Genomic DNA, 12,800 nt, shown 5'->3' on the forward strand with positions numbered 1-12,800 from the left:
GGAGAAGCAAATGACGTTTATGAAAGATTTTTTCTGGGGCGGCAGTATCGCCGCCCATCAATGTGAAGGAGCTTGGCAAGAAGGCGGTAAAGGGCCGGCGATTATGGATTTTGTTACAAAAGGATCAAACAAAGAACCACGGACGATCACTGAATCAATTGATCCGAAGCTAGATTATCCTTCACATCTAGGAATCGATTTTTATCATCACTATAAAGAAGATATTCAGCTTTTTAAAGAAATGGGCTTCACCGCTTTACGCATCTCGATCGACTGGTCGCGGATTTTTCCAAAAGGCGATGAGCAAGAACCCAATCAAGCCGGACTAGATTTTTATGACAAAGTCATTGATGAGTTACTAGCAAACAACATTGAGCCAATCGTCACCTTGTATCATTTTGAAATGCCGATTCATTTAGTTCACGAATATGGCTCATGGAAAAACCGGCAGGTCATTGATTTTTATCTGCATTATTGTGAGACAGTCATGCGAGCATACAATGGCAAAGTGAAATATTGGATAACTTTTAATGAAATGAACCATTTAGATCCGCAGTCTGAACAATCCGATATTTTCACCTATTTGATTGCTGGTTTGAAATATAGCGAAATGGAAAATCCAGCACAAGACCTAGCACGGATCGGCTATAACATGACCTTAGCGGGAGTTAAAGCAGTTAGGTTGGCACGTGAAATCAATCCCGAAAATAAAATCGGCTGTGTCTTCGGCTTAAATCCGATCTATTCCTATGATTGTCAACCAGACAATGTTTTGAAAGGTTTCTTGGATAACGACCGCGATTACTACCAAGTCGATGCGATGTGTAACGGGAAGTTTCCAAAATATAAGATGAAACAATATCAAGCATTAAACATTGATTTAGACAATCAGCTGAGTGACGTTGAAGATTTTGCCAAAGGGTCGATTGATTTCATTGGTTTGAACTATTATATGTCCAGCATTTCTGAGCCGAACAAACCCGTTGAAGGTGAAGCGGCATTATTTGGCGGCCTGCAAAATCCCTATCTTGAGCAATCAAAATGGGGCTGGGGCATTGATCCAGTGGGAATTCGCTATGTCATGAATTATTTGTATCGGAAATACGAGCTTCCCATCATTATTACTGAAAATGGGTTGGGAGCTATCGATCAAATAGAAAATGGCGCTGTTCATGACGAGTATCGGATTGACTACTTGGAGAAACATATTCAGGCAGTCAAACAAGCGGTGGAGGAAGATTATGTGGAATGCTTTGGCTATTTGACTTGGGCTCCAATCGACTTGGTCAGTGCTACCACAGGAGAAATGAGTAAGCGCTATGGCTTCATTTATGTTGATCTGGATAATGACGGTCAAGGCAGCTTACTACGTTCTAAAAAGGATTCTTTTGATTGGTACCGTAAAGTGATTAAAAGCAATGGGGAGGCACTCTAAAGATGAAGAAAATTTTGGGACTATTGTTCGTAGCTTTGCTGGCTTTTAGCTTAACTAATGGAGTTTCGGCTCAAGCAAAGGAAAAAAATCCCGATAAAGAAGGTGAAGTAACACTCTATCTGGTTCGTCACGGCAAAACTTTTTTCAATACTACCGGACAAGTTCAGGGGTTTGCTGATTCACCTCTAACAGATAAGGGAATCGAACAGGCAAAACTAGTTGGGGCAGGACTGAAAAATAAAAAGTTTGATCTCGCCTATTCCAGTGACTTAGGTCGCCAAAGAAACACTGCTAAGCTGATCCTTGCTGAAAATAAGAAAAAAACACCGAAGCTTTCTGAACACGATGGCTTTAAAGAATGGAATTATGGTGGTTTTGAAGGAAAAACGAATGCAGAGATGTGGACGCCGATTTTTGAAGCGAATGATTTGAAGTTTGATGAAGATTGGACAGACTATGATAAGCTAGTCAACAAGTTAGGCGATGAAGGAGTAGCAGATGCTATCGCAGAAAGCGATCCATTGAAAGTAGCAGAAAGCTATAAAGACATTACTAAAAGAGGTCAGGCAGCGATGGATAAAGTCATTGCTGACGCGGAAAAGAAAAAAGCGAAAAATGTTTTGATCGTTTCTTCTGGTAGTATGATCCCGACACTACTTGAAATGCTTGTGCCTGGAGAATACAAAGGAGAAGCCATTGATAATTGCAGTGTCACTACATTGAAGTACAGAGACGGCAACTATTCAGTCAACAAAATCAACGATACGCAATATGTAGAATAATTTGAGAACTGCTTTCGATGAAACTTATCGAGAGTAGTTTTTTTTAATTATTCCCATCATTTAATTGATTGATAAGGAATCGCCCAGTACTAAATCAGGAATCATCATGTGGAATGAAATGGTACGAGGTACGAAAATTTCCTTATTTGGGCGGACGATTAAACCTCAGACTTACGGCGGATGTTTTTTTCTTCTTTTTTTTATACACTTATTTCAGAGAGGAAGAACGTCATGAAGGTTTTATTTGTATTTGAGGATCATGAGTTTTCTAGTTTTTTTGTTTATGATCTGACTAGCGGTGTAAATACCCTGTTGCGTGTTTCGCCAGAAATAAAAATTCAAAAGCTGACCCTTGGGGAGCTGTATACGCAGGTACCAATTGAAAAATTCTTAAGCTATTTTTCAGTCGCCTTCTCTATAGAAGTAAAAAAATTCTTGATTCTGAAAAAAGCTGATAGTTTGCTAGGTGTCAAAGAAGCAGGCCTCGAGAAAGATGGCAAAATGCCAGTGACTGTTTACAAAGATTTCACTGCAATTAAAAATGGCCAGCGATTCACAAAAGGTGATCAGCGATTGACCCTTGATGAGATAGACGCGTATATCAGTTATCAAATTGATCAGGATGGTCGGATGGATGTGTTTGAGCGTCAAGAGGATATCATTCGGCTAATGAAACGGAAGACTGTTCGTCCACGTTTGTCTTCGATTACGAGTAATTATGGAACGATCAAAGAGTATTCCGGCAGCAATCTTAATCTGAAGGATATGCTGAAAATGGGAACTGGCTATTTAGCAAAAGGCAGTGCTCGAATGAATAAAATCAATGTACCAGAAGTCGGAAGTTTCTCTTTGGCAGGTAATTTCCCTTACCAGTTAGGAACGATCAATTGGGAGCAAAACAGCGTGAAATTGCGATCAGATTTGATTCAATAAAAAGTTATTCACAGGGAATGCTAAAAAAGCGAATTTATCATTCGATTTAGCCGCTTACAAAGCGATAAATACGTTCATAACAGGCTTAGATAGAGTTTCACAACTGGGAAACTTTTTGAGAAAAACGTCTTTGGACTCTTGACATTCCCGATGGCAACTCAGACCTATGAACGATAAAAGACTATGATCCACTAAAAAATGGAGGGATAATTATGATTTGGACTTTAATTGTTGGCGCGGTGATTGGAGCAATCGGCGGCAGTCTTTCTGGACGTGGAAAACAAATGGGCTGTATCTTTAACATCATTGCTGGTCTAGCGGGATCTTATATCGGTCAAGCAGTTTTTGGTCATTGGGGTCCGCATTTAGCTGGGATGGCTTTGGTACCATCAATCTTGGGAGCAGTGATAATCGTCGCAGTTGTTTCATTTTTCACAGGAAGACGATGAGACGAAACATAACAGGAGTCGAGAGATCGGCTTCTTTTTTTGTTTGACAAGGTCTTTTCTTTTTTCTAGTCGAGTTCGTTCTGCTTTTCGAAACTCTTTGTTATAATAGAAGACGGGTGATAAGAATGATAAAACGAATTGAAAAATTGCGTGCATCAATGAAAAAAGAAGTCATTGATGCGTATTTAGTAACAAGTCCAGCAAACCTTCGTTATTTGACGAATTTTACTGGAACAGCAGGTCTAGCATTCATTACATTAGAAAAAGCGTTCTTTATTACTGATTTTCGTTATACTGAACAAGCGAGTGAACAGGTTCAAGGGATGACAATCATCCAGCATCAAGGCAATATAGTAGGAGAGATTATCAAACTGGTAGAAAGCGAGCGTATTAGTTCCCTTGGCTTTGAAGATGGGTTCATGACATATGCGGAATATTCTGTCTTTGAAGAAGTCATTGATGCGGAGCTAGCGCCAGCTAGTGGTTTGATTGAAAAATTGCGAGAGCAAAAAGATGATGGAGAGATCGCAATCATTGAAAAAGCTTGTGCGATTGCGGACGAAGGGTTCGATCACGTCTTAAAAATGATCCGCCCAGGTATGACAGAAATTGAGGTAGCTAATCAGTTAGATTTCTTTATGCGCTCACTTGGTGCAACCGGAACATCTTTTGATACGATCGTAGCAAGCGGAGTACGGTCCGCTTTGCCTCACGGTGTTGCCAGTGAAAAAATGATTGAACCTGGTGATCTAATCACACTAGATTTTGGCTGTGTCTACCAAGGATATGTTTCGGACATCACTCGGACATTTGCGATCGGCGACCCAGGTCAACAATTAAAAGACATTTACCAAATCGTTCTGACAGCACAGCTAAAGGTCATTGATGCAGCACAAGCAGGCGTGACCGGTGCACAATTAGATGCTGTTGCTCGCGATTTTATTACTGAAGCAGGCTATGGGGAGGCCTTTGGACATTCTACCGGTCACGGAATTGGTATGGAAATCCATGAAGGTCCGAATATCAGCAAAACAAATAATGATCCATTGAATGTCGGCAATATCATTACTGATGAACCAGGGATATATATAGCTGGTTTGGGCGGGGTTCGAATCGAGGATGATCTGGTGATTTTAGCTGATGGTAATCGAATTCTGACGCAGTCTCCAAAAGAGCTCATCATTTTGTAAGTGTGATAGAGTAGTGGTAGCGTAAGTAAACAAGAAATGATAAACTAGAACCAAATCTGCAGAGATTGAATTAGGAGGAAGTATCATGATTTCAGTAAACGATTTTAAAACTGGGTTAACAATTGAGGTGGACGGCGGCATTTGGCGTGTAGTCGATTTCCAACATGTGAAGCCAGGTAAAGGTGCGGCCTTCGTTCGTTCGAAACTTAAAAATCTGCGTACTGGAGCGGTTCAAGAAAAAACGTTCCGCGCTGGAGAAAAGGTAGCAAAAGCTCAGATCGATAATAAAAAAATGCAGTATTTATATGATGATGGTGACAACTATGTCTACATGGATATGCAAAGCTATGAACAAATTGAAATGCCTAAACAACAGGTAGCTGATGAAATGCTTTACGTATTAGAAAATACTGAGCTCACTGTTATTATGTATGGGAATGAAGTCTTAGGAGTGGATCTGCCGAATACAGTTACCTTAGAAGTGGCAGAAACGGAACCAAATATCAAAGGTGATACTTCGTCAGGTGGTTCAAAACCAGCTGTGATGGAAACGGGCCTGACAGTCAACGTACCATTTTTCGTGAACCAAGGAGACAAACTGATCATTAACACACAAGATGGCAGTTACGTTTCTCGAGCATAATGATGTTGATACGAAAAGCTTTTAAATTTTGACGTTAGAATAATCATATACTACTTAAGAGTTCGCTCGATGATAGAAGGAGAGAGTAAGATGGCAGATGAAAGAAATTTAGTTTTAGGCGAGAGTCCTGAACTTGGCGAGATTATCATCGCACCAGAAGTAATCGAAGTAATTATCGGGATCGCGGCTTCTAAAGTCGACGGGGTTTACGGTATGCGCGGATCTATTGCTAGTAACATGACAGAGTTGCTGGGAAGATCAGCGCATGGCAAAGGTGTTTATCTTAAAAATGATGAAGACGGCTTAAAGGTCGACATTTATTCATATTTTGATTATGGCACGTCTGTTCCAAAAGTAGCAATGGCGATGCAAGAACGTGTTAAACAGCAAGTTTTGTTTATGACTGATGTTGCGCTAAGCGAAGTTAATATTCACGTAGTCGGTGTTGTTGCAGAAAAACTTGAACAACCAACACTAGAAGAATTATTCAATGATGAAGAGGAAAATAATGAATAAAGAATTATCACGTCATGAGATTCGGGAGAAGGCGTTACAGGCTTTATTCCCATTGGATTTCAACCAAGAGTTAACCAAAAAAGACGCCATAAACCATGCATTAAGTATTGACCAGCAAGAATTCGTCAGTGAAGACGAAGATGCTTTCGTTCCAGTCTATCTTGATGAATTAGTTGGTGGAGTCGTAGAACACCAAGCAGAGCTAGATGACATTATCAAAAAACATCTACGTTCTAACTGGTCGATTCAACGAATTGCTAAAATGGATTTGATTATCTTGCGACTAGGGATCTATGAGATGCTATATAACACTCAAGTACCCAATCGAGTTGTTTTAAATGAAGCAATCGAGTTAGCCAAAACTTTCAGTGATGATCAATCAAGAAAGTTTGTCAATGGAATCTTATCTAATGTAATGAAAGAGATCGATGAAGCTGGGGCAAATAGCTGATAAAGCTATTTTTCCCAGCTTTATTTAAACTATTAAAAGAAGCGGGGAATGAATGTGGCACAACTTATCAATGGAAAAGAGTTAGCTGAGAAGCTACAACAAGAAACGGCGGCGCAAGTTGAAGCGTTAGCGACAAGAGGGATCCATCCTGGTTTGGTCGTATTATTAGTCGGAGAGAACCCCGCCAGTCAAGTTTATGTGCGAAACAAAGAACGCGCAGCAAAAAAAATCGGGATCCATTCAGAAGTAAAACGTTACCCAGAAACAATTACAGAAGCTGATTTGATCAAGGAAATCGAATATTTCAATAATTCTGATGAATTCCACGGCATTTTAGTACAGCTGCCATTACCAGATCATATTGATGAAGAAAAGGTGCTGCTTGCGATTGATCCATTAAAAGACGTTGATGGGTTCCATCCAATGAATATGGGCCGTTTATTTGCGGGGATGCCTCATACAATTCCATGTACGCCATACGGTATTATGAAAATGTTTGAAGCGTATGATATTCCATTGGCTGGCAAGCAAGCAGTTGTGATCGGTCGTAGTAATATTGTCGGTAAACCCATGGGAATCTTACTATTAGAAGCCAATGCGACCGTGACCTTAACACATTCCAAAACGGAGGACCTGGCAAAAGTTGCCAAGAAGGCAGATATTTTGGTTGTAGCAATCGGCAGAGGTCATTTTGTTACAAAAGAATTTATCAAACCAGGGGCAGTCGTAATCGATGTTGGCATGAACCGTAATGAAGATGGGAAATTGATTGGTGATGTAAAATTTGATGAGGTCGAACCAATCGCGGGCTACATCACTCCAGTTCCTGGCGGTGTGGGTCCTATGACTATCACTATGCTGATGCAGCAAACGGTAGAATGTTGTGAACGCCAAGTGTTGGACCACGAATAGCAAAGAGGTGTTTGAATGGCACAAGAGTATTTAACTGTCAGTGCGCTAAATAAATATATTAAACGAAAATTTGACGTAGACCCCTATTTAGAGCGGGTCTATTTGACCGGAGAAATCTCCAACTTTCGTATGCGGGCAAATAGCCATCAATATTTCAGTTTAAAGGATGAACGCTCAAAAATAAGTGCGATCATGTTCAAAGGTGCCTTTCAAAAACTGAAATTCGCACCGAAAGAAGGAATGAAAGTATTGGTGGTTGGTCGTGTAGCACTTTACGAAGCTAGCGGGAATTACCAAATCTATATTGATCACATGGAGCCCGATGGTGTGGGTGCTTTGTATCAAGCTTTAGCTGAATTGCGGGAGAAGTTAGACAAAGAAGGGTTGTTTTCAAGACCAAAAAAAACGTTACCGCGCTATCCCAAACGGATTGCGGTGATCACTAGTCCAAGTGGTGCGGTCATTCGCGACATCATTACAACAGTGAAACGACGCTATCCAATCACCCAGTTGGTTCTATTTCCTACTTTAGTACAGGGAGACAAAGCAGCAGCGGATATCGTCAAAAATATCAAAAAAGCAGAAGCCATGGATTTTGATACCATGATTATTGGACGAGGTGGCGGCTCGATCGAAGACTTATGGCCTTTCAATGAAGAAATCGTCGCGCGAGCAATCTCTGCTTCTCCTATACCGATTATCTCATCAGTGGGACATGAAACGGATACGACAATTGCAGATTTGGTTGCAGATGTTCGAGCAGCGACACCAACGGCTGCCGCGGAATTAGCAGTGCCTGTCTTATCAGAAGAAATCTTGCGCATCAAAGAAAAACAAGCGCGCTTAGAGCAAGCCTTCTTACATCAGTTGCAACGCAAAAAGGAACGCTTTGAACGGCTGCAGCAATCGTATATTTTTAGACAACCCAATCGCTTATATGAAGCACAAAGCGTACAGTTGGATCGCTTAACGCAGCAATTGCAGCAGAATATGACTGTTTTGGTGAATCAGCGAGAACGAGAATTGATGCAGTACAGCAATCGCTTAGCGCAAGCTAATCCTATCAATCGAGTCAAGCAAGCCCAACAACAAATGACTTATTTGCAGGAACGCCTGCAGCAGCAAATGCAAGGCTATTTGGAAAATCAACAACGAAGAGTACAGCAAGCCATCACGTCACTGGATTTATTAAGTCCCTTAAAGACAATGGGCCGAGGCTTTACTTATACAACGCAAGATAATCAGGTAGTTCGTTCAGTAGACGATTTACAGGAAAAAGAAATGACTGTTCATTTTGTCGATGGAACGGTGAAAACAGCGATTTTAGAAATTGATAAAGGGGAAGAATAATGGAAAATACAACCTTTGAAGAATCCATCACGCAATTAGAAACGATCGTCACACAGCTAGAACGCGGCGATGTGCCTTTAGAAGAAGCACTAGAAGCGTTTCAAAAAGGGATGGTCTTAAGCAAACAGTGTCAAGACACGCTAACGAAAGCAGAAAAAACATTGACGAAAATGATGAGTGAAGACGAAGAAGTGCCTTTTACAGGTGAGGAGGAAGCCTAAATGTTGCAGCAGCTTTCTGCTGAAGAGCTACCTAAAGTCGAAAAAGAGATTCGCGACTTTATTACTACCTGCACGACCCATGAACAACTGAAAGAAAGTATGCTTTATTCCATTGAAGCAGGAGGGAAACGGATTCGGCCGCTAATTGTTTTGGCAACTGTCAAAGCATTTCAAAAAGAACTGACCGCACCTGTTTACCAAACAGCTGGAGCACTAGAGATGATTCATACGTATTCACTGATTCATGATGATCTTCCAGCGATGGATGATGACGATTTGCGTCGCGGAAAGCCTACTAACCATAAAGTCTTCGGAGAAGCTCTGGCGATTTTAGCAGGTGATGGACTTTTGACTGGGGCTTTTCAACTGATTAGTGAAACGACATTAAGTACTGCTGAAAATGTCTTACTGATCCAGCTTTTAGCGAAAGCTTCTGGTACCGCCGGAATGGTAGCTGGACAAGCAGGGGACATGGCAGCAGAGAAGCGTCAGGTACCTTTAGATGAGCTAAAGGCGATTCATCGTGGGAAGACGGGAGCGCTTTTGACCTATGCCTTCGTTGCTGGGGGCATCTTGGCAAATCAAACGGAATACGTGATTGAGCTACTTGAAAAACTTGGCGGACACATCGGGCTGGCTTTCCAGATCCGTGATGATTTGCTTGATGTGGTCGGTACCACCGAGGAACTAGGTAAGCAAGTTGGTCAAGATGAAAAAGCTGCTAAAAGCACGTACCCAGCCTTATTGGGTCTTGAAGGAGCAAAACAGGCATTAGCAGATGAATTGAACCAGGCTGAGATTGTTGTACAGCAATTGACGAGTGTTGCTGAGTTTCACCCGCAAATCTTCCGAGAATTGCTTGAGCTGTTTGCGCTAAAAAAATAACTTTAGAAGTAGGGAATGATATGAAAAAAGAACGTGTCGATGTGTTGGCTTTCAATCAAGGACTTTTTGAGACCAGAGAGAAGGCAAAACGCGGCGTGATGGCTGGGCTAGTCTACGATCAGAAAAATGAGCGACTGGACAAACCTGGTGAAAAAATCCCAATTGAGACGATTTTACAAGTGAAAGGACAAGGCTTGGCGTATGTTTCTCGTGGTGGACTAAAACTGGAGAAAGCCTTAAAGACTTTTGCTGTTGATATCAATCGGAAGATTCTATTGGATATTGGTTCTTCTACGGGAGGATTTACTGATGTTGCGTTACAAAACGGGGCAACGTTGAGCTATGCATTGGATGTGGGCTATAATCAATTGGCCTGGAAATTACGTCAAGATGAACGTGTAGTAGTGATGGAACGAACAAATTTCCGCTATTCCAAACTAGCTGATTTTGAGCATGGACAGCCGAATTTTGCCACAATTGATGTTTCTTTTATTTCCTTGAAACTAATCTTACCGCCACTTCATGATATTCTAACAGAAGCAGGCGATGTAGTGGCATTAATCAAGCCACAATTCGAAGCAGGGAAAGAATATGTTGGAAAAAAAGGCATCATCAAGGATCCTAAAACGCATTTGATGGTTTTGGAAGAAATCACAGATTTTGCCACAACTATTGGATTTGATGTACAAGAGTTGACTTTCTCTCCAATTACAGGCGGGGAGGGCAATATCGAGTTTCTTGCTCATTTAAAAAAAGTTCCTGAGTCCGGCATCATAAATCCAGAAATAGATTTGGCAAATGTTGTCTCAGAAGCCCATCAGCAACTAGATAAATAGTCTGGAGGAGAAGGAATGCGAAAACAAGAACGTCATCGTATCATTACTCAGTTACTGAGTGAGTTCGATGTGAAGAAACAAGAGGATTTCGTGGCAATCTTGGCCCAGCAAGGAGTAACTGTTACTCAAGCCACGATCTCACGTGATATCAAGGAAATGAAATTGATCAAAGTTCCCGCTCAAAATGGTGGTTATCGGTACAGCATGCCACGCAAGGAGCAAGAAGATGTTAACGAAAAACTAGCTGATCTTTTGAAAGAAGCTGTGATTTCTGTTGATCAGATGGAAAAGTTCATCAATGTAAAAACACTGCCGGGAAATGCTTCGGCGTGTGCTAATTTGCTGGAAAAACAGTTCACTAAAGTTCTATTCACGACTTTAAATGACGATGACAGCGTTTTGATGATCGCTCGAACGGAAGAAGATGCCAAGCGTATTAAGCAAGACATCGCACAGAAAAGTCAAAATAATTAGTCTGTCTCATTAAAAGGAGAATGTGCAAAATGTTACAAGAACTGACAATTAAAAACTTTGCGATCATTTCTTCGTTACATTTGAGTTTTACTGATGGAATGACTGCATTAACTGGTGAGACTGGTGCCGGAAAATCGATCATTATCGATGCGGTGAGTTTGTTAGCAGGTGCTCGCTCTTCAATCGAATACATTCGCCAAGGCAGCGATAAGTGCTTGGTAGAAGGACTTTTTGATTTACCAAAGCAGTCAGACTTTGAAATATTGATGGAGGAGCTTGGTATAGAAGTTGACGAGGCGGGATTGATTGTCCAGCGAGATTTGAATATCTCAGGAAAGAGTGTCTCACGTGTTAATGGCAGGATTGTGACTTTAGCAAATCTGCGACGAATCGGACAATTTTTAGTGGATATCCAAGGTCAAAACGATCACCAAGAATTGATGCATCCCGAATCGCATTTGCGTCTTTTAGACAGTTTTGGCGATGCTTCTTTTCAAAATATCAAACTGACCTATCAAACGGCTTTCCAAAGCTATGTTACCTTAGCGAATCAGGTCAAGAAGTTCAAACAAAATGAACAGTCTTTTGTCCAACGGATCGATATGCTGACCTTCCAGCAAGAAGAAATTGGCAACGCCGAGCTGACTGTCGGTGAGGAAGAAAAATTGGTAGAGGAACGTGAGAAGCTAACGAACTATCAAAAAATCGTGGACAGTCTTTCCTACAGTTATCAAGCAATGACAAATGAAGAAACGAGCGCTCTTGATACAATTGGTTCTGCTAGTCAAGAACTTCAAACGATTGCTTCTTTAGATAAGGATTATGAAAGTATTTCCGACAATGTTCATAGTGCGTACTATTTACTACAAGATGCCGTCAGTGAAATCGGTCGTCAATTAGATATGCTCGAATTAGATGAGGAAAGATTAGATTTAGTCAATGAACGTCTAGAATTGATCCATCAATTAAAACGAAAATACGGTGATTCGATCGAAGTGATTTTGAACTATTATGATCAGATTAGCCAAGAACTGTTAGATTCAGATTTTTCTGGTGATAAATTGGAAAAACTGGAAAATGAGTTAGCAACAAAAAAAGTAACCTTGCAGAAACTGGCGGAGAAGTTGAGGGCGGCTCGGAACAAAATGGTGAGGAAGCTGGAATCCGCTATACAGAATGAACTGAAGGATCTGTACATGGAAAATGCGCGCTTTGAAGTCCGCTTCAAAGAAACCAATTTTACATCGGATGGAATTGATGAGGTAGAATTCTATATCACGACGAATCCTGGGGAACCTTTAAAACCATTGGTCAAAGTAGCTTCAGGTGGCGAAATTTCGCGTGTGATGTTAGCTTTGAAGACGATTTTCTCGAAAACACAAGGCCTAACCAGTATCGTATTTGATGAAGTCGATACAGGAGTAAGTGGACGTGTGGCGCAAGCCATTGCTGATAAGATTTATCAAATCGGACAAAATTCGCAGGCCTTATGCATCACACATTTACCTCAGGTAGCAGCAAAAGCGGATCATCAATTGTTCATTCGAAAAGAGGTGGTGGATGGCCGGACGCTTACTAAAGTAGAAGAGCTAACGGAGCAAGACCGCACAGAAGAAATCGCCCGAATGTTAGCGGGGACTGAAATCACTGATTTGACTGTCAAACACGCAGAAGAATTATTGCAATTAGCAAAAAAATAGCCGGAGCAGATGCTCCGGCTATT

General features: G+C 41.1%; 15 protein-coding genes. All 15 read left to right on the forward strand.

All coding sequences use genetic code 11. The features are described from left to right. Positions 1–10 precede the first annotated feature (10 nt). On the forward strand, positions 11–1,435 hold the full coding sequence (locus AC4J95_RS12860) for a family 1 glycosylhydrolase (RefSeq protein WP_494550235.1): 1,425 nt from the start codon (positions 11–13) through the stop codon (positions 1,433–1,435). 2 nt (positions 1,436–1,437) lie between these two features. After that, positions 1,438–2,217, forward strand: coding sequence for a histidine phosphatase family protein (locus AC4J95_RS12865; protein WP_494550236.1), 780 nt, complete (start codon positions 1,438–1,440; stop codon positions 2,215–2,217). 231 nt (positions 2,218–2,448) lie between these two features. Continuing rightward, entirely contained in the window at positions 2,449–3,150 is a 702-nt protein-coding gene (locus AC4J95_RS12870) for an LCP family glycopolymer transferase (RefSeq protein ID WP_494550237.1), read from the forward strand. A gap of 212 nt (positions 3,151–3,362) precedes the next feature. Continuing rightward, positions 3,363–3,599 (forward strand): GlsB/YeaQ/YmgE family stress response membrane protein, encoded by a 237-nt coding sequence (locus tag AC4J95_RS12875; protein WP_410470543.1) that lies wholly within the window; start codon positions 3,363–3,365, stop codon positions 3,597–3,599. A gap of 125 nt (positions 3,600–3,724) precedes the next feature. After that, complete coding sequence (locus tag AC4J95_RS12880; RefSeq protein WP_494550238.1) at positions 3,725–4,789, forward strand: M24 family metallopeptidase; 1,065 nt, start codon at positions 3,725–3,727, stop codon at positions 4,787–4,789. An 85-nt stretch (positions 4,790–4,874) separates the two neighbouring features. Next, positions 4,875–5,432, forward strand: coding sequence for an elongation factor P (efp, locus tag AC4J95_RS12885; protein WP_316403707.1), 558 nt, complete (start codon positions 4,875–4,877; stop codon positions 5,430–5,432). Between the two features lie 90 nt (positions 5,433–5,522). Then, complete coding sequence (locus AC4J95_RS12890) at positions 5,523–5,948, forward strand: Asp23/Gls24 family envelope stress response protein (protein ID WP_494550239.1); 426 nt, start codon at positions 5,523–5,525, stop codon at positions 5,946–5,948. Beyond that, entirely contained in the window at positions 5,941–6,399 is a 459-nt protein-coding gene (gene nusB / locus AC4J95_RS12895; RefSeq protein WP_316403709.1) for a transcription antitermination factor NusB, read from the forward strand. Before AC4J95_RS12890 ends, nusB begins: the two co-directional genes overlap by 8 nt. 54 nt (positions 6,400–6,453) lie before the next feature. Next, positions 6,454–7,311: a bifunctional methylenetetrahydrofolate dehydrogenase/methenyltetrahydrofolate cyclohydrolase gene (locus AC4J95_RS12900; protein ID WP_494550266.1), complete on the forward strand. Its 858-nt coding sequence runs from the start codon at positions 6,454–6,456 to the stop codon at positions 7,309–7,311. 15 nt (positions 7,312–7,326) lie between these two features. Further along, a complete protein-coding gene (gene xseA, locus AC4J95_RS12905; RefSeq protein ID WP_494550240.1) occupies positions 7,327–8,661 on the forward strand; it encodes an exodeoxyribonuclease VII large subunit in 1,335 nt (444 codons plus the stop codon). Continuing rightward, the gene (locus AC4J95_RS12910; RefSeq protein ID WP_016180539.1) at positions 8,661–8,882 is read left to right on the forward strand and encodes an exodeoxyribonuclease VII small subunit; all 222 of its coding nucleotides are present in this window, start codon (positions 8,661–8,663) and stop codon (positions 8,880–8,882) included. Before xseA ends, AC4J95_RS12910 begins: the two co-directional genes overlap by 1 nt. Then, a complete protein-coding gene (locus AC4J95_RS12915) occupies positions 8,883–9,767 on the forward strand; it encodes a polyprenyl synthetase family protein (protein ID WP_494550241.1) in 885 nt (294 codons plus the stop codon). 20 nt (positions 9,768–9,787) lie between these two features. After that, entirely contained in the window at positions 9,788–10,603 is an 816-nt protein-coding gene (locus tag AC4J95_RS12920; protein ID WP_494550242.1) for a TlyA family RNA methyltransferase, read from the forward strand. A 15-nt stretch (positions 10,604–10,618) separates the two neighbouring features. Beyond that, positions 10,619–11,077, forward strand: a complete 459-nt coding sequence (locus AC4J95_RS12925) for an arginine repressor (protein ID WP_494550243.1) — start codon at positions 10,619–10,621, stop codon at positions 11,075–11,077. Positions 11,078–11,106: 29 nt separating this feature from the next. After that, complete coding sequence (gene recN / locus AC4J95_RS12930) at positions 11,107–12,777, forward strand: DNA repair protein RecN (protein ID WP_494550244.1); 1,671 nt, start codon at positions 11,107–11,109, stop codon at positions 12,775–12,777. Positions 12,778–12,800 lie beyond the last annotated feature (23 nt).

The sequence above is a fragment of the Enterococcus sp. GPZ-007 genome (assembly GCF_059374735.1).

Excerpts from the sequence above, each read along its gene's own strand:
- AC4J95_RS12860 (WP_494550235.1), top strand. The coding sequence starts at position 11 with ATGACGTTTATGAAAGATTTTTTCTGGGGCGGCAGTATCGCCGCCCAT.
- AC4J95_RS12865 (WP_494550236.1), top strand. The coding sequence starts at position 1,438 with ATGAAGAAAATTTTGGGACTATTGTTCGTAGCTTTGCTGGCTTTTAGC.
- AC4J95_RS12870 (WP_494550237.1), top strand. The coding sequence starts at position 2,449 with ATGAAGGTTTTATTTGTATTTGAGGATCATGAGTTTTCTAGTTTTTTT.
- AC4J95_RS12875 (WP_410470543.1), top strand. The coding sequence starts at position 3,363 with ATGATTTGGACTTTAATTGTTGGCGCGGTGATTGGAGCAATCGGCGGC.
- AC4J95_RS12880 (WP_494550238.1), top strand. The coding sequence starts at position 3,725 with ATGATAAAACGAATTGAAAAATTGCGTGCATCAATGAAAAAAGAAGTC.
- efp (WP_316403707.1), top strand. The coding sequence starts at position 4,875 with ATGATTTCAGTAAACGATTTTAAAACTGGGTTAACAATTGAGGTGGAC.
- AC4J95_RS12890 (WP_494550239.1), top strand. The coding sequence starts at position 5,523 with ATGGCAGATGAAAGAAATTTAGTTTTAGGCGAGAGTCCTGAACTTGGC.
- nusB (WP_316403709.1), top strand. The coding sequence starts at position 5,941 with ATGAATAAAGAATTATCACGTCATGAGATTCGGGAGAAGGCGTTACAG.
- xseA (WP_494550240.1), top strand. The coding sequence starts at position 7,327 with ATGGCACAAGAGTATTTAACTGTCAGTGCGCTAAATAAATATATTAAA.
- AC4J95_RS12910 (WP_016180539.1), top strand. The coding sequence starts at position 8,661 with ATGGAAAATACAACCTTTGAAGAATCCATCACGCAATTAGAAACGATC.
- AC4J95_RS12915 (WP_494550241.1), top strand. The coding sequence starts at position 8,883 with ATGTTGCAGCAGCTTTCTGCTGAAGAGCTACCTAAAGTCGAAAAAGAG.
- AC4J95_RS12920 (WP_494550242.1), top strand. The coding sequence starts at position 9,788 with ATGAAAAAAGAACGTGTCGATGTGTTGGCTTTCAATCAAGGACTTTTT.
- AC4J95_RS12925 (WP_494550243.1), top strand. The coding sequence starts at position 10,619 with ATGCGAAAACAAGAACGTCATCGTATCATTACTCAGTTACTGAGTGAG.
- recN (WP_494550244.1), top strand. The coding sequence starts at position 11,107 with ATGTTACAAGAACTGACAATTAAAAACTTTGCGATCATTTCTTCGTTA.